Origin of the sequence: Mycobacterium simiae (assembly GCF_010727605.1) — a bacterium.
In the GTDB taxonomy this organism is placed as follows: Bacteria; Actinomycetota; Actinomycetes; order Mycobacteriales; family Mycobacteriaceae; genus Mycobacterium; species Mycobacterium simiae.
Map to the genome: position 1 here is coordinate 2,092,827 of NZ_AP022568.1, position 18,431 is coordinate 2,111,257.

The 18,431-nt window shown below is 67.0% G+C and carries 20 protein-coding genes; 6 read left to right on the forward strand and 14 right to left on the reverse strand.

The features are described from left to right. Window positions 1-40: 40 nt before the first annotated feature. On the reverse strand, window positions 41-1,999 hold the full coding sequence (locus G6N33_RS09745) for an Hsp70 family protein (RefSeq protein ID WP_163771502.1): 1,959 nt from the start codon (window positions 1,997-1,999) through the stop codon (window positions 41-43). Between the two features lie 154 nt (window positions 2,000-2,153). Then, entirely contained in the window at window positions 2,154-3,383 is a 1,230-nt protein-coding gene (locus G6N33_RS09750; protein WP_044509519.1) for a hypothetical protein, read from the reverse strand. Between the two features lie 38 nt (window positions 3,384-3,421). On the opposite strand from G6N33_RS09750, the gene G6N33_RS09755 reads away from it, so the two are divergent. Beyond that, entirely contained in the window at window positions 3,422-4,036 is a 615-nt protein-coding gene (locus G6N33_RS09755; protein ID WP_044509518.1) for a TetR/AcrR family transcriptional regulator, read from the forward strand. A gap of 4 nt (window positions 4,037-4,040) precedes the next feature. Next, entirely contained in the window at window positions 4,041-4,520 is a 480-nt protein-coding gene (locus G6N33_RS09760) for a nuclear transport factor 2 family protein (protein WP_408632773.1), read from the forward strand. A gap of 5 nt (window positions 4,521-4,525) precedes the next feature. Here G6N33_RS09760 and G6N33_RS09765 read toward each other — a convergent pair whose 3' ends face one another. Further along, on the reverse strand, window positions 4,526-5,203 hold the full coding sequence (locus G6N33_RS09765; RefSeq protein ID WP_044509516.1) for a L,D-transpeptidase family protein: 678 nt from the start codon (window positions 5,201-5,203) through the stop codon (window positions 4,526-4,528). 74 nt (window positions 5,204-5,277) lie between these two features. Further along, complete coding sequence (locus G6N33_RS09770) at window positions 5,278-5,922, reverse strand: phosphatase PAP2 family protein (RefSeq protein ID WP_044509515.1); 645 nt, start codon at window positions 5,920-5,922, stop codon at window positions 5,278-5,280. A gap of 88 nt (window positions 5,923-6,010) precedes the next feature. Here G6N33_RS09770 and G6N33_RS09775 point away from each other — a divergent pair, with 88 nt between their 5' ends. Next, window positions 6,011-6,493, forward strand: coding sequence for a hypothetical protein (locus G6N33_RS09775; RefSeq protein WP_044509514.1), 483 nt, complete (start codon window positions 6,011-6,013; stop codon window positions 6,491-6,493). Here the strand turns inward: G6N33_RS09775 and G6N33_RS09780 are convergent. After that, complete coding sequence (locus G6N33_RS09780; RefSeq protein WP_044509513.1) at window positions 6,477-6,761, reverse strand: hypothetical protein; 285 nt, start codon at window positions 6,759-6,761, stop codon at window positions 6,477-6,479. The genes G6N33_RS09775 and G6N33_RS09780 overlap by 17 nt on opposite strands. A gap of 55 nt (window positions 6,762-6,816) precedes the next feature. Between G6N33_RS09780 and bluB the strand changes: the two genes are divergently transcribed. After that, window positions 6,817-7,515 (forward strand): 5,6-dimethylbenzimidazole synthase, encoded by a 699-nt coding sequence (bluB, locus tag G6N33_RS09785; RefSeq protein WP_044509512.1) that lies wholly within the window; start codon window positions 6,817-6,819, stop codon window positions 7,513-7,515. A gap of 78 nt (window positions 7,516-7,593) precedes the next feature. Continuing rightward, window positions 7,594-8,955, forward strand: coding sequence for a sulfatase family protein (locus G6N33_RS09790; RefSeq protein WP_101528441.1), 1,362 nt, complete (start codon window positions 7,594-7,596; stop codon window positions 8,953-8,955). A 9-nt stretch (window positions 8,956-8,964) separates the two neighbouring features. Here the strand turns inward: G6N33_RS09790 and G6N33_RS09795 are convergent, their stop codons facing one another. After that, entirely contained in the window at window positions 8,965-9,750 is a 786-nt protein-coding gene (locus G6N33_RS09795) for a trans-aconitate 2-methyltransferase (protein ID WP_044509510.1), read from the reverse strand. Window positions 9,751-9,896: 146 nt separating this feature from the next. On the opposite strand from G6N33_RS09795, the gene G6N33_RS09800 reads away from it, so the two are divergent. Continuing rightward, a complete protein-coding gene (locus G6N33_RS09800) occupies window positions 9,897-11,108 on the forward strand; it encodes an alpha/beta hydrolase family protein (protein WP_044509509.1) in 1,212 nt (403 codons plus the stop codon). Here G6N33_RS09800 and eccE read toward each other — a convergent pair. The 8 genes from eccE to G6N33_RS09840 form a co-directional block, all read right to left on the reverse strand. Further along, a complete protein-coding gene (gene eccE / locus G6N33_RS09805) occupies window positions 11,095-12,108 on the reverse strand; it encodes a type VII secretion protein EccE (RefSeq protein ID WP_044509508.1) in 1,014 nt (337 codons plus the stop codon). The two genes, G6N33_RS09800 and eccE, sit on opposite strands and share 14 nt — an antisense overlap. Then, on the reverse strand, window positions 12,105-13,514 hold the full coding sequence (gene mycP / locus G6N33_RS09810) for a type VII secretion-associated serine protease mycosin (protein WP_101528442.1): 1,410 nt from the start codon (window positions 13,512-13,514) through the stop codon (window positions 12,105-12,107). The genes eccE and mycP overlap by 4 nt, the downstream gene beginning before the upstream one ends. Continuing rightward, window positions 13,511-14,926 carry a type VII secretion integral membrane protein EccD gene (eccD, locus tag G6N33_RS09815; RefSeq protein ID WP_101528443.1) on the reverse strand — a complete coding sequence of 472 codons (1,416 nt, stop codon included), beginning with the start codon at window positions 14,924-14,926 and terminating at the stop codon, window positions 13,511-13,513. The genes mycP and eccD overlap by 4 nt, the downstream gene beginning before the upstream one ends. Window positions 14,927-14,991: 65 nt before the next feature. Then, a complete protein-coding gene (locus G6N33_RS09820; protein ID WP_044509504.1) occupies window positions 14,992-15,897 on the reverse strand; it encodes an ESX secretion-associated protein EspG in 906 nt (301 codons plus the stop codon). 10 nt (window positions 15,898-15,907) lie between these two features. Next, a complete protein-coding gene (locus tag G6N33_RS09825; RefSeq protein WP_044509503.1) occupies window positions 15,908-16,198 on the reverse strand; it encodes a WXG100 family type VII secretion target in 291 nt (96 codons plus the stop codon). A gap of 31 nt (window positions 16,199-16,229) precedes the next feature. After that, window positions 16,230-16,523 carry a type VII secretion system protein EsxG gene (gene esxG / locus G6N33_RS09830; protein WP_044509502.1) on the reverse strand — a complete coding sequence of 98 codons (294 nt, stop codon included), beginning with the start codon at window positions 16,521-16,523 and terminating at the stop codon, window positions 16,230-16,232. Between the two features lie 66 nt (window positions 16,524-16,589). Then, a complete protein-coding gene (locus G6N33_RS09835) occupies window positions 16,590-18,077 on the reverse strand; it encodes a PPE family protein (protein WP_170310404.1) in 1,488 nt (495 codons plus the stop codon). A 2-nt stretch (window positions 18,078-18,079) separates the two neighbouring features. Next, window positions 18,080-18,388, reverse strand: coding sequence for a PE family protein (locus G6N33_RS09840; protein WP_044509500.1), 309 nt, complete (start codon window positions 18,386-18,388; stop codon window positions 18,080-18,082). Window positions 18,389-18,431 lie beyond the last annotated feature (43 nt).

Below are 18,431 nucleotides of genomic sequence, written 5' to 3' on the forward strand. Positions count from 1 at the left end.
GTGATTCGCCACGGACTTTGCTGTCGGCCGAACTCCGCTGCTAGTAACCGGGACCCAGGAACGGGTTTTGCGGATACCCACCACCGGGATAGCCACCCCCATATCCGCCGCCCGGATACTCGCCGGGATATTGCTGCACCGGCGCCGGATACTGCGGGGCCGGGTTTGCCGGAACCTGGCTGGCCGGCACCTGGATCGGGATTGGCACCGGCAGCAGCGGCACGTGGATCCATTGCGTGGTCATGGGCACCGTGGTGGTGGTCGGCGTCGTCGTCGAGGGCGGCGGCGGCGGAGGCGTCGTCGTCGTTGTGGTCGGAGGCGGCGGCGGTGGAGTCGTCGTCGTCTGCACGGGCGGCGGTGGACGGTGCGTGGTGTACACCGGCGGCGGATGGGTGGTTACGACGACCGGCGGCGGCTCCGGTGAGGGAGGCGGCTCCGGCGGCGAGGGCGGGGGCGCGGGCGGGGGCGCGACCGTGCTGGGCACCGGTGCGGCCGTCGGCGGTGGTGGCACGGCGGTCGGCGGCGGCGCGACCGGGCTCGGCACCAAGGTGCTGACCGGCGGTAGTGGAACGGGAGCCACCGACGGTATTGGCGGTGCCTGCCGATTCTCGATGCCGGTCAGCGTGTACGCCACACCCCCGATCGCCGTCATCGCGACCAACGCGGACATCCCGACAATCAGCTGGGACAACCGCAACCGGCGCCATGGCCGTTCCCGGGGTGGGTCGATCACGTTGAGGCGCATCGACCAGCCGGCGGGATTGCTGTCCTCGTCGAATGCCTCGGGGGTGTATGGCACCCGGATATCGCCGGGGTATTCAGTTTGCGACCAGGCCAACTCGCGATCGGTGAGAGCCTCCTCGTCGATCACCAGCAGGTCTCCGGCAGGCAGTTCGGTGATGTCGCCGCCGGACGACGCGGCGAGCAGTCCGATCGAGGTGCGGGTGCGGATGTCGATGTCTTCCCCGCGGGAGGCGAGCAACAGCGCCCCGGCCGCGGCCGCAAATGCGGGCTGCGAGGGGGACACCACCGGACGGCGACTGTGCACCGAAAGCCGTTCGTTCACAAGCGGGATGCTGGCCCCACCGCCGACGGTGACCACCGCACACAGGTCGCTCCAGCCCTTACGGTGCCGGCACAACATATCGTCAAAGGCGTAGATGAGTCCGGTCAGCCGGTCCTGGATCAGGTCACCCAGCTCGTCGCGAGTGAGCCTCATCGTGGCCCGTCGGCCGCCCAGCTCGACCGCGAATTCCGTTGCAATCTGGGACGATAGCTGTTCCTTGGCAGCGCGGCACTGTTCCCTGAGCCTGGCCAGCTGGCCGACCGCGGCGGTGCTGGCCGGGTCGATGCCGCTGCCGTGCCCCAGCTCCTCGAAGACGCACAGCATCAGTGCCTGGTCGATCTCGTCACCGGAGAAGTCGGTGTAGCGCATGGTGGCGCTGAGCGGCTTGAAATCGCCTGCAAGATCTATCAGCGTCGCTGACGTGCCCGACCCACCGAAGTCGAGCAATCCTACGACTCCCGTTGCGGCAAGGCACAACTCGGCGTTCGCCGCCGTCAACGACGCAATCGCGTCCGAAACGAGGCGCGGCGCCATACCGCTTCGAACGAAACCCAGATGGGTGCGTAACCCATTGCGTAAAGCTTGGGCGGTACTCGGTTTCCAATACGACGGAACCGCGATCGAGATCTCCGAGGACGCCGCGTCGGCACCCGCCGCCGCCACCATCGCGTCCAGCGCTTCGACCGTCAACAGGTCAGGGTCGTGGGCGGAGCCGTCGCTAGACACCAAGGCCACCGAATCTCCGATGCGCTCGACGAACCCGCTCATCAGCACGCCGGGTTCGACGAGATCCGGATCCTCCACCGGCAGACCGATTTTCGGCGCGCAGTGTGGATAAAGTGTCAGGACAGCGCGACGTGAAACCGGTGGGTTTCCGTCACGCACAGCGACCAGGTTCGTGGTCCCGATCGACAACCCAAGTGGGTCGTACATAGAGCGAATACTTTCGTCTATAGGGGTCGGTGGCCAGCGTTAACGATAGTCGTGGACACGCGGAAAGCCGATGCTTCGCAATGCCATTGGTATCCGCTCGATGCGGTTGCGTCACCGAAGCGGTACCGAAAACCCCTTGACAAATAGCCTTGTCTCAGACCACGGTCAGCGGCAGCGAACGCCTCGGTTCGAACTGAAACGTCGACCCGCCACTGACTCTGACCACCGAAACCTCTGGCAGTTCCGCGGCGGCAACGTCGGTTTCGACCAGTTCTGCCGTCCAGTCGGTGGCCGTCCCGCTAACTCGAACTTCGAGGTGCGGTTCCACCGCGGTGGCGATCGCCTGCAACGGTTGGACGGATTCTGGTGAGCACAACGAGATCCACGCATCGTCGTCGTGTGCCGGCGAGCGGTGGACGTGCAGTGTGTTCGATTCGGCCTCGGCCACAACGTAGTCCGCCGGGTTCAGCAACGGGTGCAATTCGAGGACTCGCAGCGCCCCCTCGGCGCCGGCCGGAAGCTTGAGCGCGCGGTGAATGCGCTCGGCGGCCAAGCCTGCGATGCCGATTAGGCCGCGGGTGCACACGTCGCGGGCTTCTTCGTCACTGGCGGCCCGCGCCCGCACCGCGATCGCGAAGGACAGGTACAGCAGGTGCATCTGCAGACACACCTCGTCGGCCATCCGGACCAACGCCGAGTGTGAGAAGGCAGCGAAGTCGAAATCGGACATCAACGGGCCGGAGTAGTCCTTCTGCCCCTCGCCGGACGGGTCGATGGGTTCGAGCTCCCATGTGGCAGCGCGGGTTTGGCTAATGATGTCGAGGGCCGGGATGCTCTGCGCCTCGGGATGGGACTCGTCGATGATGACGGTCCACGCGCAGTGCGGCTGGCGATTTGCCGGTGTTCGCGGGGGACGGTGGATGGGACGCACCTGTGCCCGGGGGTTGGTCGCCACCGCGGTGGCGTCGAAAGTCGGGTCCTCGATGGTGTGGCACATCCCGAACACGTACTTCTCACCCATCGGTTCCACGTCCAGTAAGGCGCCGCAGTGGTCGAGGTGGAACTCGCCGTGCCATCGGTCGTGCACGGTGTAGCGGAAGTCCATGAATTGCGGCGGGGCGCCGATGTCGAGTTGCAGGCCCTTGAAGATGGTGGGCACGTCGTTGCCGACGTAATTCAGCGCCTGCTGCATGCGCCGGGTGTAGATCGGGCTGGCGCCCGCCCACTCTTCGATGGCGATCTGCACCATCTCCTCGCGTCCGAATGACGAGATGCACCAAGCCATGCCGGACCGGTCGATCAGCTGCCCAATCAGCAGCAGTTCGGGGACGAGAACGACGAGCTGGTCGCGGGACAGTCGGGCATATCGCGAGGGGCTGCTCACGTCCCAAAAATAGATCTGTCTATGTTATAAAGTCAACAATGAACATTACCGCAGGCCAGGCCCGCTCGGTCACACCGACGCGGCGGACCAGCGCGCCACGCAAACGCGGTGACGACACCCGCGCGAGGATCATCGACGAGACGGTCCGCTGCATCCAGGAGGAGGGTTTCGCGGCCGCGACGGCCAAGCATGTGGCCGAACGCGCCGGCGTCACCTGGGGTGTCATTCAGTACCACTTCGGCGATCGCAATGGCCTGCTGATGGCCGTGGTCGACGACGGCGTGGACAGGTTGATCGACAGCCTGTCCTCGGCGGACGTCAGCGAGCTTCCGGCGCAACAGCGCATCGAGGTCGTCATCGACACGGCGTGGAGTTGCTATAGCAGTCCGACCTCGATGGCGGCGTTCGAAATCTTGCTGGCGACCCGCGGCGGACTGGGCGAGTCGTCGCGACGGCACCTGCTCGAAATGAACTCCGCGATCGCGCAACTCGGTGCGCTGATCACCGATGATCCCGCGAAATCTGGCGTGGCCGAAGTCATTTGGGCCACTCTTCGCGGTGTTGTGTTGGCCCAGATGGCGACCGGGACGGTCATCGATTGGAGCCTGGAACGACGGGCCCTGATCGACATGGTCGCCCGTGTGCTGCAATGACGGAATGACCCTCGACGATCTGGCCGATATCGAAGCCATCAAACATGTCAAATACCGGTACCTGCGCGCGCTGGACACCAAACACTGGGACGACTTCGCGAACACCCTAGCCGAGGACATCAAGGCCGACTACGGGCCGTCCCTCGGCAACGAACTGCACTTCACCAATCGCGCCGACCTCGTCGACTACATGCGGACATCGCTAGGCCCCAACGTCATCACCGAACATCGGGTGACGCATCCGGACATCGTCGTCGACGGCGACACCGCAACGGGCAGTTGGTATTTGCAGGACCGCGTCATGGTCGCGGAGTTCAACTTCATGCTGATCGGCGCGGCCTTCTATCGCGACACCTACCGGCGCACCCAAGACGGCTGGAAGATCTCTGGCACCGGCTACGACCGAACGTACGACGCCACAATGTCGTTGGAAGGGTTGAACTTCACGCTCAAGCCTGGCCGCGCCATCAACGACGCCGGCTGAGGCGACTACTTGGTGATCGCGATGACCGCGCCCGGCCGCAGCCATTTCATGATCGACACCAGCTGAGCGTCATCGACCGCCACACAGCCCTCGGTGGGATGTCCATCGGTGGTGTGGAAGAAGAACGCTGCTCCACCACCCGGGGTCTTGTTCTTGTTGACGCCCATCACCACCGCATGCTTGTACTGCGGAATCTGCAGGTTCTCGCTGTCGGCGGTGCTGAACGGGCACTGCGCCTTCTGGCAGACCTGCATGGAGTTGAAGGTCGGGCTGTGGTCGTCGCCGCTCCACCAGTAGTTGGGTCCGACCACCTGGGTATACGGCAGCCCGGTGCCGGGATTCGGCGCGGTTCCGAACGCGGCGTCAAGGCTGTACACGCCCATCGGGGTGGCCGGCACCCCGCTCTTGGCCTGCGGCGCCATGCCCGCCGAACCGACGTGCGTCGGGATACCGGTGCGCAGTGCCTGCCAGCCTGCCGCGGTGCGCTGGTAGATGTCCATCGTGGCGTTCGAGCCGCCGCTGCTGACAACCGAAACCACCTGTGTGGCATTGCCAACCGAATTCGCAAACCAGGGAGTGCCCGCGGCGGTCCCGACCGGTGCCGCGCCTGCGGTCGGCGCAAGCACGGCGCAGACCCACGCCAAACACGCCACGGTGCATAGCGAAACGAGCAGTCGGCGCATACCGTCTATCGTCAGGTGACCCCCGGCGCAGGGTCAAGTAAAGCTTCAGCCCCCGTTTGGTCACGGCGTCGTGATTATCGAAAAGCCAGCGTTCCCAATGGTTTAGGACGTATCACGATCAGGCAGAGCAGGGCGTACAGGTAGCCAAGGCACCAACCGGCCAGTACATCGGATGGGTGATGCACATTCAGGGCCACCCGCGCGACCCCGACCAGAAGCAGCACCAGCGCACTCACCGAGATCGCAACGGCACCCGTGGCCCGGTGCAGCGCCGGCAGCACCACCGCCAGCAGCGCGAGCACTGCGGCCATCGTCTCCATCGCGTGCCCCGACGGGAACGAGCTCTGCGGCACGACCACCAACATCGTCGACGGTCGCGGCCGATCCGCCAGGGTCTTGGCCGCCAACGTGACCAACCCGTTCAGCGGACCGCACACCACCAGCAGCACCCCTGCACGCACGTTGCGTCTCACGAAGGCGAGCACCGCGACCGCCGCATCCAGCAGCCGCAGCGGGTCCGGCCCGAGCCAAAAGGAAATGCCGGCCCACACTCGCACCCACACCGGGTGCTTGACACCAACGTCGTGCGCGGCGTTCAGCAACCACCAGTCGAACCCGTGCAGCCAGCCCCACTGCGCCCGAAACCCCGCCCACATCGCGGCGTAGACCGCCACGGCCAGTGCGGCGACGAACAGGGCTACGCGTTTTCGATGGGTCATGCCCTCTAGCGATACCAGTGGGGCCGGGCGGGCAACGCGTCGGATGCGCACCGCTGGACCATTCGGCGGCTCGCGTCATACTGGCGTGATGGCCGTCTACGTCCGCAAGCTGCTCGGGATCGGCAAGCTCCCCGAGGACCTGCATGCTCAGGTCGAGGCGGAGGGACTGCTGTATCTCGCCGACTACGTCGCGGTGACCCGACGCTTCAGCGGCGTCATCCCCGGAGTGCGATTACCGCACAGCGTCGCCTACTACACGGGTTCGCTGGTATTCACCAGGCAGCGGATACTGGCTACGTTGTCAATGCTGCCCAAGCTGGCCGGCGTGACCGTCGACGCACGCTGGGACAGCGCACCGGGCGGCGCGGCCACCGCAGAGATCTCGTCAGCCGGCTTGGCGGTGCACGCCGACGTTTCGCGGGTCGACGAGAAGTTCAGCGGAGAACTCTCACTGCTCTACAAGGCCGAGATTCCCGCGGATGTGCTCAGCGGGCTCCCGGCACGCTCGTTGACGTTCCACATGTCGCCGGACTGCATCGTCCGCGCCGTCGGCGTTACCTATAGTCCCTGATCGTGATGCGCGGCCACGGCGGCTGACGCAGCACCGCCAGGCAGGCAATCACCCCGGTCAACACACCGGTGAGCGCGCCGAGCAGCGCGACGCGGTTCTTGTCGACGGCCGGCACCCACGACGCCTGACCGGCGTGCACGACGAAGATGCCGAGCGGCCTTTCGACCGGGATCACCGTGACACCGTCAGTGGTTTCGTAGGGTTGCCCGTACACACGTCCGGGGCCATGGTCAACGGGTAGCTGTTCGAGCACGTCGGAATACTTCACTACACGCTCCCTTGCTCGCGTTTGCCGGTCTGCATCGTTGCTAAATTTGACACCGATGCCATTCTTCTCCGGCGGGCTCTCCGATGGCGTGGTGAACGAACATGCGTTCAGCCCGCAAGACCGACGCGTCGTCTACCGGGTGATCGCCGAACGCCGCGACATGCGCCGCTTCGTGCCCGGCTGCACGGTGCCCGAGGAAGTCTTAGCGCGTCTGCTGCAGGCCGCGCACGCCGCGCCCAGCGTCGGGTTGATGCAGCCGTGGCGGTTCATCCGAATCACCGACGACGTGGTGCGCCGGCGTATCCACGCGCTCGTCGACGAAGAACGCCCGCGTACCGCCGAGGCGCTGGGGCCGCGGGGCGCGGAGTTTCTGCGGCTCAAGGTAGAGGGCATTCTGGAGTGCGCCGAGCTATTCGTGGTGGCACTGGCCGACAAGCGAGACGCCCACGTGTTCGGCCGCCGCACCCTGCCACAGATGGACCTCGCGTCGGTGTCCTGCGCGATCCAGAACCTGTGGTTGGCCGCCCGCGCCGAAGGGCTTGGTGTCGGCTGGGTGTCCCTGTTCGACCCGCTGCCCCTGGCCGAGCTGCTGGGCATGCCGACCGACGCCGAGCCGGTGGCCATTTTGTGCGTGGGTCCGGTACCCGAATTTCCGGATCGCCCGGCGCTGGAGATCGACGGTTGGGCCTACGCCCGGCCGCTCTCGGAGTTCGTCTCCGAGAACCGCTGGGGCCAGCCGGCCCCCTCCGTCTGACCGAACGCCCTCGGGGTCCTCGCAGTTACCTGCGGTATCGTCGCCGCCGTCGCAACCAGCGTGAAGAGGGTGAGGCGAATGACGGGCGACAACGTCCTGATAGTGCACTGGCACGACCTCGGCCGCCAGCTCGGCGTCTACGGTCACCCGGACGTGTCCAGCCCGCGATTGGACCAGCTCGCCAGCGAGAGCATCCTGTTCACCCGGGCCCACGCCACCGCGCCGTTGTGCACCCCGTCGCGGGGGTCGTTGTTCACCGGCCGCTATCCGCAGAGCAACGGGCTGGTCGGGCTGGCCCACCACGGCTGGGAATACCGGGCCGGCGTCCGCACTCTGCCGCAAATCCTGTCCGAATCAGGTTGGTATTCCGCCCTTTTCGGCATGCAACACGAGACGTCCTATCCTAAGCGGCTGGGCTTCGACGAGTTCGACGTGTCGAATTCGTACTGCGACTACGTCGTGGAGCGGGTCGAGGAATGGCTGCGCGACGATGACGGCCAGCGCGGGCAGCAGCCGTTCCTGGTGACCGCGGGCTTTTTCGAGACTCACCGCCCCTACCCGCACGACCGGTACCAGCCGGCCGAGCCGACGGCGGTCGATGTACCCGGCTACCTGCCCGACACCCCGGAGGTGCGCGGTGACGTCGCCGACTTCTACGGCGCCATCGCCACCGCCGACGCGGCTGTCGGTCGAATTTTGGACACGCTGATCGAAACCGGGCTGGATTCCAGCACCTGGCTGGTGTTCTTCACCGATCACGGTCCGGCCTTTCCCCGCGCAAAATCCACGCTGTACGACGCCGGAACCGGTATCGCCATGCTCATCCGCCCGCCGACCGGTCGGGACGTCCCAGTGCGGGTCTACGACGAGTTGTTCAGCGGCGTCGACCTTGTCCCGACGTTGCTGGAGCTGCTGGGCCTGGAGGTGCCGGCCGACGTCGAAGGCCTGTCGCACGCGCACGCGCTGCTCGCGCCGGGTACCGCGGCCGATCCGGTGCGCGAGCAGGTGTACACGATGAAGACCTACCACGACTCCTTCGACCCGATTCGGGCAATCCGCACAAAGGAATACAGTTACATCGAGAACTACGTGCCTCGACCGCTGCTGGACCTGCCCTGGGATATCGAAGAGAGCCCTTCGGGCCTGGCGATCGCCCCGTTCGTGACGTCGCCGCGGCCGGAGCGTGAACTCTACGATCTGCGATCCGATCCCAGCGAGACCACTAATCTGTTGGCCGACGGCAACTCCGGCATGGACGCAGTTGCTGCGGATCTTGCTGTCCGCCTTAACGATTGGCGTCAGCGCACCGGCGACGTGATTCCGTCGGATTTCGCCGGTACCCGCATCGCACAGCGCTACACCGAGACTTACCTGCAGATCCATCACACCGCTCCGACCAGCCGGTCGGCGATCGCCGCCGACCGCGGTGTCGAAGAATGAGTGAGTCCGCTAGCCGTCGGCGCGATGTGTCCCGCCGACCTCGGCGACGATGAAGACCCGCCGGAACGGGAAGATCGTCGTGCCGTCGGCCCGGGCGGGATAGGCGTCGTCCAGCAGCGGGATGAGTTCTTGGCGGAACTGCTCCCAGTCCTCGTCGTTCAGTCGTTCCCGCACCGGCACCAGCGCCGTGCCGGTGATCCACTCCAGCACGGGGTTCTCCCCGGTCAGTTGGTGCAGGTAGGTAGTCTCCCACGCGTCGACCTTGCAGCCGGCATCCATCAGCAGGTTGGCGTAGTGCGCCGGCGGCTGAACCACCGCGCCCACGCGAAAAGGCACGTCACGCAAGGCTTTTGCGTAGTGTTCACGACGCGCCACCGCCCGCACGGCGCCATGTGACGGCGTATCGAAATTGCCCGGGATCTGGACGGCGATCCAGGAACCGGCCGGCAGTTGACCGGCCCACCCGACCAACAGGTCGGCGTGCTCGGTGACCCAGTGCAGGGCGGCGTTGCTGACCACCACGTCGGTGTCGGGTTTCGGCTTCCAATCGCGCAAATCGGCGACGGTCGCGTCGATGCCTCGTTCCCGGGCGGCCGCAACCATCGCCGGTGAGGTGTCCAGCGCTTCGACGACCGCACCGGGCCAGCGCTTCTCGAGATACTTCGTCAGGTTGCCGGGGCCACAACCCAGGTCGACCACCCGGCGTGCCCGCTCGGCCCCCACCCTCGAGAGCAAATCGTAAAACGGGCGGCTGCGATGGTCGGCGAAAGCCAGGTAGACATCTGGATCCCACATGTCGGTCCTCCTGATCAACACCGCCACTAGTCGGCCATCTAGACAAAACCGTATTACCGTATGGTGCCCCTACGCTCCCCGAGTGCCCCCTACAATCCGGTCAAATCCCCTGGGGCCGGCGGCCCGGCCGGATAGCATCGACAGTCGTGGCGACCGACACCGATCCCATCGATCCGCCGATCCCCGTTCCCGACGTACCCGGTGCCGACGTTCCCCCCAACGCAGGCGGTCTACCCCCACTGTCGGCGTTGACGCCGCACCAACGCAGAGTAGTCCTCGCATCAGCGGTCGGCGACGTAGCACTGCGTACCTGGGTCTCGTCGCTGCTGGCGGTGACGGCAGCGCCGGTGGTGGTGGCCACGTCGTTGCTTTCCAAGTTGCACTCCGACACCGGCACCGAGCGCGGCAACCTGAATTTCTATGCCGAACTGGCCGCCGAGCATGACTCGCAGATGTCGTTCCCGGCTCCTACCGAATTGCCGCAAGTCTCGTCGCGACCGGCGGGACGGCTCGCGACCTGGATCGCGCGCGGAACCGTCGAAAACATTTCATTTCCCAGCAGCTTCACGGCGATCAATCCGGCGATGCGCGAGCGGTGGAGCGCGTGGGGCTCCAACAACGTCGCACGTGCCCAGCACTGGCGCCACGACGACGGACCACGGCCGACCTTATGCGTCATCCACGGTTTCATGGGTTCGTCGTATCTGGCCAACGGGCGTTTCTTCTCGATGCCGTGGTACTACCGAGCGGGTTACGACGTGCTGTTGTATACGTTGCCCTTTCACGGATCCCGTGCCGAAAAGTGTTCGCCATTCAGCGGTTTCGGCTACTTCGCCGGCGGGCTGAGCGGATTCGCCGAGTCAATGGCCCAGGCCGTGCACGACTTCCGGTCCGTGGTCGACTATTTGCGCCACACCGGTGTCGAACGCGTTGCGCTCACCGGTATCTCGTTGGGCGGCTATACCTGCGCGCTGGTCGCCTCGGTCGAGGATCGGCTCGAGGCCGTTATTCCCAACTGTCCGGTCGTCACCCCGTCGACGATGTTCGAGCAGTGGTTCCCGGCGAACACGCTGGTGAGCCTTGGCTTGCAGTTGTCCGACATCAGCCGCGAGGAACTCGTCGGCGGGCTTGCTTACCATTGCCCGCTGAACTACCAGCCGCTGGTGCCGACCGACCGGCGGATGATCATCACCGGTCTCGCCGACCGGATGGCTCCGCCTGGGCAAGCCGAAATGCTCTGGCACCACTGGGATCACTGTGCACTGCACTGGTTTCCCGGCAGCCACATTCTGCACGTCAGCCAGCTGGATTATCTGCGGCGGATGACCGAGTTCTTGAACGGCGTCATGCTGAACTAGCCGCCTGGGGCCGCGCTGCCCGATGGGCGCCCGCCTCCGGAGTGGGCCAGTCCAGACTCTCCAGCAGGCCGGCGGGCAAGTCGGTGTGACCGTCGAGTCGTCCGGTGGACAACAGATCCAGCGCCGCCAGCGCGGGCCCTTGGTTGCCGCGCTGCGGGATCAGCCCGGATACCGGCAGCGCCAGCCCGGGTGGCGTATCGGTCAGGAAAGCGCACGACGCGGCGATCGTGAGCTGGTCACGCGAGGAAAGGGGGCGGGCGATTTCCAGGGCGGTGCACGTCTGTCGGGCCCCGTACGACCGGATGGCCTCGAATGTCGCCGGAAGTCCGTCGTCGACGGCAACCTGATACGCCGCAACGTAATCGGAATTGCCCCGCTGCACGGCCCGCCAGGTCTCGCGGGCGTTGGCGGTCAGCCAGCGCGGCACGTCGTCGGCATTGACCACATTGGCTTCCCAGCCGATCTCGCGAAGGTGGTCCGCGAGCCGCCGCGCCGCGACCTCGGCGGTCTCGTGCAGCGGGATGCGCGACGAACGTGCCTGCAGCGCAGCCAGGTTCTCGGCGGCCGACAGGGTGATAGCCACCCAGGTCTCACGACGGGAATCCTCGGATGCATTGTCGCGGCTGGTGATACGGATCTTGTCGGCGCGGATTCCGTAGCGGTCCAGGTAGCTTGCCAGGAGCCCCAGCGGAAACACCGCATCGGCCGCGGTGGGCGCGCCGATCCGCACCACAGCGGTTGCTTTCGCGGTGACGGCCGATTCGGCGGCCGGGACGTTGGCTGGGTTGGACCGACGGCCCATGATGGCTAGCCGGCGCCGCAGAAGGGTCGTGAAATGCAGGCCGCGCCACCAGCCGAACATCGCCACGACCGCAACCGCGGCGATGCCGAGCAGCCAGTAATCGCGATTCGAGTTCCAGGGGTAGGCCAGCGCCGCAGGCAATACGGCCAAGGCGGTCACGGCAATTCGGGCACTGCCCGGGATCGGGATCGAACTCACGGGGTGGTCTCCTTCCGTCGGCGCGCGGCGATCGCCGCCGCGGCGCCCACCGCCGCGACGAGCACTGCCAGCGCGGCAGTCCCGGCGAACGCGACGGTCCGCGGGGTGGTGTCCTTGGGCGCCGGTGCCGGAGGGACGGCGACCGGCTTCGCCGGCGTCGCGTCCGCACCGCTGCGCGCGGGCAGTTCCCAGGTCAACGCGGCCAGGGCGTCGACACTGCCCGCGCCGACCAGGTTCGACGGTGCGCGGGCGCCGTTGTGCGCGGTCGCGGTGATCCGGCGGATCACCTCGGTCGCGGACATCGCCGGGTATTTACTGCGTACCAGCGCCGCGATGCCCGCCACATAGCCGGCCGCGTAGCCGGTGCCGCTGAGCGCATTCAATTGCTGGTGCTCGTTGGGCAGGCCGTTGGCGAGGCCCCCGCCGTCGCGGTTGCTCACCGACACGATCTTTTCGCCCGGCGCGGCGATACCCACCCACGGCCCCGACATGGTGTACCTCGACGGCTGGCCATCGGGGGTCAGTGACGCCGCCGACAGCACGTACGGCTGCCACCACGACGGAGTCGAGACCGACGTGACGCCGGCCCAGTTCCGTGCATCCGCAGGATTGCCCAGATCGGTGAGCGGGTTTGCCTCACAAGACATTCCACCGCCAAACGAACCCGCCGACCCGAGGTCGCCCGCGGCCGCCACGATCACCGCATCCTTGTCCACCGCCGCATAGCGAATCGCGGCCCCCAGCGCGGCCTGGTCAACGGGCCGATCGGCCGGCACGCAGGTCGCTTGGGAAACGTCGATCACCCGGGCGCCCAGATCGGCCGCGTGCACGATCGCCCGGCCCAACGTCGCAACCTCGAGGGACACCCGAGCCACCATCGGATCACCACCCGGCGTCCGCGGCGAGTACTTGCCCGACCCGGTGCGGATCGACAGCACGCGGGCCGCGGGCGCGACACCTGAGAAGCCGTCCTCATCGGAGGGTTGACCGGCGACGATCCCGGCGACCAGCGTCCCATGCCCGTCGCAATCGGTCAGGCCGTCGGTCGCCTCCACGAAGTCACCGCCGGCCTCGACGTTGGGTAACCGCGGTCCCGGCCGCACGCCGCTGTCCAGCACCGCCACCAGCTGACCCTCGCCGCGGGAAAATTGCCACGCCGCCCCAAGATTGAGCGCCGCCTGGCTAGGTGTCACCGCAGTGGGATCGCTGCCTGGGATGACGCCGGAGGTCGCGCAGGGCCCGCGCTGTTCCATCGGCTGCACCGGTCCCGCCGCGCCGCTGGGAGGTGGCGTGGCGGGGTCGATTACCGGCGCGGTGATCGCCGACGCCGATGGGCAAGCCCACGGAACAACGACCGGGACGAAAACCAAAGCCGCGCTAAGCCAGGCGGATCCGGCACGAATCATCGATTGAGCACCCACGCGAAGAGGCCGACGAGGTAGGCGATGACCGGAATCAGCGACGCATCCAAACCGGCCGAGGCAAATCCCAGCAACCGACGCACCGGCAACGAATACGTCTGTGGCGCGGCGATACTCGGGTTCAGCGCCACCACGGTCCACGCCAGCACCAGCACGACCAGCACCACCGCCGCCACCAGCGCGGCCAGGTACCGCCCGGTCGAGGCATAGCACACCAGCAGCACACCGGCGACCAGGTAAGGCTGGGCCAGCAGCCAGGCCTTGCACGCGGCCGAATCCCACACTCGGGCACGCAGCACCGAGGTGGCCGCGGTGGCCGCCACCACATACCAGCCCCAACCGCTCAACGATTCGGGACGCAGCGTGATCGCGATCGATCCGAGGACGCTGAGCAGCACGGCACCGGCGATGAAACCGTTTTGGTGGGCATCACCGATGCGCACGCGCCGGGGCAGATCCTCGAGGAGCCGCAGGTCCGGCGCCGCGGGCGTGGGATCGCCGGGAGCCGGGATGACCGGCAGCGGGAAACGCGCCCACAGTGCCGACAGCTGCGCCGCCTGAATGGTCACCAGCAGCGCCATCACGATCAGGCCCGAGCCGATCGTGAGTAGCGGTAGCTGCCAAAGCAATTCGGCGCCGGCCGCCAGCAGCACCCCGGCACCCACGACGGTGGTTGCGGTGAAGAATCCGACAATCCGCTCCCGCTGGGTGCTCGGCACCATCAACACGATCAGTGACCAGGCCGTGACACCGGCCGCCGCCAGTACCAGCTGGGCCGCACCAAATTTGCCGGGGACCGCCAACGCCAGGGCGGCGCCGATGGGCGCCAGCGCAGCCATCGACAGCGCCATCCCGGTGCGTTCCGAGCGCAGCGTCCCGAACAACCCGGCGATCGCCGCCAGCGCCGCGATCACGCTGACCGCAACGAGTCCGGTCAGCGCTCCGGTTGCCAGCCGATAGGTGACAGCCAGGCCCGTCGCCAGCAGCCCCACTACGAGCGCCGCGGCCAGTGCACCGCGGCGGATGTGGTCGATGCCCCAAGGCTTGAGCCGGGAAGTCGAAAAGATCATCGCGGCGTCGGCGATGTCCTCGACGATGCCGGGAGCGGCCGGACCTACCGGAACAGGCTGTAATGCAAGCAAATCTCCGTCGACGACGCCGACGGTGTCGAGGCTGGCATCCAGGCTGAACGGCGCTCCCCCGATCGGTGCCAGACTCAGTTGGGCGACCGCACCGTCACGCGCCGCGCCCTCGAGGTCGCCACCGTCGCCATTCTGGCTCGTCGGTACCACCAATCGCTGTACTGCAGGCAGTATTTCGCGCAGCGGTAGTTCGGCGGGCAAGGCAACTTCGGTCAGCCTGCTGTGCGCGAGGATGGCCACGCGCACGATCGGCATAACGGCGGTCACGGGACCCTCGAATCGGCCTGGAACATCGTGTTTTTCTCGCTATCTGGTTGTGGTTACGCGTACTGGGTGGACAAGTCCCGGGACAGCCGCTGGTTGGGGAACCAAGGGCCGCCGGGCAGGCAGGCGGTCAGGTGTTCGATCGCAACGGCGATCGCGAACGGGGCGCCGGGGGCGAAGGTCGAGATCCATTCGCCGTCGAACGCGCGGGACGGGCTGACCAGAATCCGGCCCGCGGCAGTGTCGACGATGCTCATTCCGACCTCGGTGGTGGCGTGTTGACCGTCGCGATTGCAGCCTGCGACGATTTCGACATATGCGCGTGGGCCGGTAAACACCGATTCCACCACCGCTCGTGCTGATTCCGGAATACCCAGGTAGTCAAGGACTTCAGTCAGTGCGGCGCCCGAGCGCAGCCGTTCGTCGGCGCGGGCTCCGACGCGTGCGGGCATGCTGAACTCCGCGAACTGCGCCGGCGGCCGCTGCACCAACCCGGCCCCGAGCACCGGGACCAGCGCACGGGCGTCGTCGATGTTCATTGCGGTGAACGTGACCAACTGCGCGGTGCGCAACGCGACCACGGTTTTGCAGGTGTTGGCGGTCCTGGAGATCTTCGCGACGCTGCCGTTGGTGCCGGCGCGCCGCGCGACGATGCCGCGCAGCAAATCGCCGGAACCGCTGGTCGCGCCGGGGCCCACGTAGCGCAAATCGAGCCATCGGTCAGGGAAACACACCACCCTGATCCAGTCCGCGACCGCCGGGTGCACGCGACCCTCTGGCGACAGCAGACCCATCGCGGTCAACTCGTCCTTCTGATCGCGGAAGAAGGCGTCGCGTTCCGCGGCGTCGCGGTACGGCGTCGTGATCGCTAAAACCCAGGGGAAGCTGCCCGCCCCAATGGTTTCCGCGATAAACCACGCGTTGTCGACCGTCAGCTCGACGGCGTTGGGCTCCGCACTCATCGAGGAAGGATTAGCCGCCCCACTTGGCGGCCTCGGCCGTGTCACGGGCATACATGGCCAGCGTGTTGTTCTCGTGGGTGCTGGCCATCGCCTGGTACGACCGCACCAACGCCTCCATGGCCTGGTTCCACTGCGCCTGCCAAACCTGGTAGGTCATACCGGTGTCGCCCTGCCATGCGTTCTGCAGCGCGGCCTGCTCGGTCGCGATGTCGGCGCCCAGCCCCTGCATGGTGCCGGCGTAACCGGACATGTCGGCGGCGTGACCCAGCATCGCCGGGTAGTTGTACATAATCTGGGACATCACAAGCCCTTTCGCGGTTGTCGGAGTCGGGTCAGAACGAGGTGTAGCCGGACGCGGCGGCGGCGTCGGCGGCCACATAAGTGCCCGCTGCATCGCCGAGGTTGGCTTGCGCGATGTCCAGCAGGGTGTTGACCCGCGCGGCCATCTCCACGAACCGGGCGTGCGCGGCCTGGAACGCCGCGGAAGACTCGCCCTGGTGGAAGGCCTGGGCGGCCATCGCTTCCTGCTCGGCCGCGCTGATGGTGCTACGCATCAGCGCCGCCTTGGCGCTGAACGCCGATTGCGAGGCCACCAATTGCGGGATGTGTGCATCCAGAAGACTCATAACATTTCCTTTCTCTTGCGCTGCATACGGTTTCGGCTGTCGGTTGATAGCCGGCTGACGGCTCTGTTAACTTTCGGGGCCCCCTTTCCCCGCCTCGTCGGGATCCGGCGGGCCATCGCCGTTGTGATCCCAGGTGCCCGGCACCATCGGCATTCGTGGGCCGCTGCCGAAGTCATCGCCGGCCAGCTTGGTCAGCCCCGACGCCTGCGGATCGCGTTGTCGGCGCGCGGTGCCGGCGAAGCCCAGTCGCCCGGCGGCACTACCGGAGGCCATCGCGGCGGCGAGTTCCTGGTCTTCGTCGGCGGCACCGCCCCAGTCCGGGTCGACATCGACGTTCATGTCGGCGTACTCGTCGCTGTGATCGCGCATCGCGGCCCGTCGGCGCCGGCGCGCCGCGGCCGCCCGCCCCGGCACCGCCGCGGCGGCCGCCGGGATGGTCGCGGCCGGCGCCTTGGCGCCTCCACGCCCACCCAGGGTCGGACCGAAACCGGTTTCGGGATCGGCGCCCATGGCCACCGCGTAACCGAAGGTTCCGGCGACCGGCGCCGGTGCCGAAGCGGCCGGCGCGCTGGCCGCCGGAGCCGGTGCCGAGGCCGGGGCCGACGCGGGCGTAGGAGCCGTCGGCGCCATGGCCGCCACTGGCGGCATAGCTGACCCGCCGGACGCGGGTGCCGTTGTCACCGGCACTTCTGCCGGTAGGTCCGGAGCAGCCTCCGGGTTTTGCAAATAGAGATAGGCGCCAACGCCGATGATCAACGGGATCAACAACGGTGCGGCCAATACCAAAGTCCAGAACGTATAGCCGAATGGGATGAAAAACGCCTCGTAGGCGATGAAGAAGAGCAACGGTCCGTTGGCCACCAAGAACGGCCCCAGGGCCGCCATGAATTGCTGAATCATGTCTGCAAAGCCCTGGAAGAATTCCTGTAGTTGCCTCAGCAGATTGTCCAGCCAATTGCCGGAATCCGCGGCGTCGGGTGCGGCCAGGGTGGAGAAATTATTGGCTTGCTCACCGGGACGCAGCACCGCCGGTGCCGGCCCCACCCGCGGCGCCGATCCCAGCGCCGTCTCCGAGACGATCTGGTAGCTGCTCATCGTCGCCGCGGCCTGCACCCACATCCGCGCATAGTCGGCTTCGTTGAGGGCGATCGGAATCGTGTTGATGCCAAAGAAGTTCGTCGCCACCAAGACGCCATGAACGGTGTGGTTGGCGGCCAGCTCGCCCAGCGTCGGCATGGCCGCCAAGGCGCCGGTATAGGCCGCGGCCACCACCTCGTGCTGAGCGGCGATCCCCGCGCTGTCGGCGCTGGCCTGCGTCAGCCACGCCAGGTACGGCACGTGGGCGGCGGCATACTGTTCGGCGGTGGGTCCCTCCCACGCGCCTGCCTGGACCTCCCCGAGCAGCCCGCCGAGTTCGGCTGCCGCATTGGCGTATTCAGCGCTCAGCGCGTTCCACGCACCGGCCGCCGCTAACAGCGGCCCCGGCCCTGGACCCGCCGACAGTAGCGCCGAATGCACCTCCGGCGGAGACGCCATCCAGACAGGTGCGGTCATGCTCAGGCGCCCGCCGCTCCGTAGCTGCCGGCCGCCGCGGCGTCACCCGCCAGATAACTCGCCCCACCTTCGCCCACGCCCACGCCGGCGCGACCGAGTTCCGCCACGCCCTGAGCCGCCACCGCCGAGTGCAGCTGGCCCTGGGCACTGAACCCGGCGGCCGTCGTCAACGACACCGGATCGGCCGCCGGCGGCACCACCGCGGTGATCGCCGGAGCGGCGGCCGCATGCGCGCTCGCCAATCGTGCCGTCAGCGCCTCGACCGCGGCACTCGTCGCCGCCAGGCCTTCGGGAACTACTCGCAACGTCATAACCCCTCCTTCTGTGGTCCTGCTGTTGCTCTTGCACCAACGT

What these genes read in the sequence shown, in the direction of transcription:
- G6N33_RS09745 (WP_163771502.1), bottom strand. Translation starts at nt 1,999, where the DNA reads ATGTACGACCCACTTGGGTTGTCGATCGGGACCACGAACCTGGTCGCT.
- G6N33_RS09755 (WP_044509518.1), top strand. Translation starts at nt 3,422, where the DNA reads ATGAACATTACCGCAGGCCAGGCCCGCTCGGTCACACCGACGCGGCGG.
- G6N33_RS09760 (WP_408632773.1), top strand. Translation starts at nt 4,041, where the DNA reads ATGACCCTCGACGATCTGGCCGATATCGAAGCCATCAAACATGTCAAA.
- G6N33_RS09765 (WP_044509516.1), bottom strand. Translation starts at nt 5,203, where the DNA reads ATGCGCCGACTGCTCGTTTCGCTATGCACCGTGGCGTGTTTGGCGTGG.
- G6N33_RS09770 (WP_044509515.1), bottom strand. Translation starts at nt 5,922, where the DNA reads ATGACCCATCGAAAACGCGTAGCCCTGTTCGTCGCCGCACTGGCCGTG.
- G6N33_RS09775 (WP_044509514.1), top strand. Translation starts at nt 6,011, where the DNA reads ATGGCCGTCTACGTCCGCAAGCTGCTCGGGATCGGCAAGCTCCCCGAG.
- bluB (WP_044509512.1), top strand. Translation starts at nt 6,817, where the DNA reads ATGCCATTCTTCTCCGGCGGGCTCTCCGATGGCGTGGTGAACGAACAT.
- G6N33_RS09790 (WP_101528441.1), top strand. Translation starts at nt 7,594, where the DNA reads ATGACGGGCGACAACGTCCTGATAGTGCACTGGCACGACCTCGGCCGC.
- G6N33_RS09795 (WP_044509510.1), bottom strand. Translation starts at nt 9,750, where the DNA reads ATGTGGGATCCAGATGTCTACCTGGCTTTCGCCGACCATCGCAGCCGC.
- mycP (WP_101528442.1), bottom strand. Translation starts at nt 13,514, where the DNA reads ATGATTCGTGCCGGATCCGCCTGGCTTAGCGCGGCTTTGGTTTTCGTC.
- eccD (WP_101528443.1), bottom strand. Translation starts at nt 14,926, where the DNA reads ATGCCGATCGTGCGCGTGGCCATCCTCGCGCACAGCAGGCTGACCGAA.
- G6N33_RS09820 (WP_044509504.1), bottom strand. Translation starts at nt 15,897, where the DNA reads ATGAGTGCGGAGCCCAACGCCGTCGAGCTGACGGTCGACAACGCGTGG.
- G6N33_RS09825 (WP_044509503.1), bottom strand. Translation starts at nt 16,198, where the DNA reads ATGTCCCAGATTATGTACAACTACCCGGCGATGCTGGGTCACGCCGCC.
- esxG (WP_044509502.1), bottom strand. Translation starts at nt 16,523, where the DNA reads ATGAGTCTTCTGGATGCACACATCCCGCAATTGGTGGCCTCGCAATCG.
- G6N33_RS09835 (WP_170310404.1), bottom strand. Translation starts at nt 18,077, where the DNA reads ATGACCGCACCTGTCTGGATGGCGTCTCCGCCGGAGGTGCATTCGGCG.
- G6N33_RS09840 (WP_044509500.1), bottom strand. Translation starts at nt 18,388, where the DNA reads ATGACGTTGCGAGTAGTTCCCGAAGGCCTGGCGGCGACGAGTGCCGCG.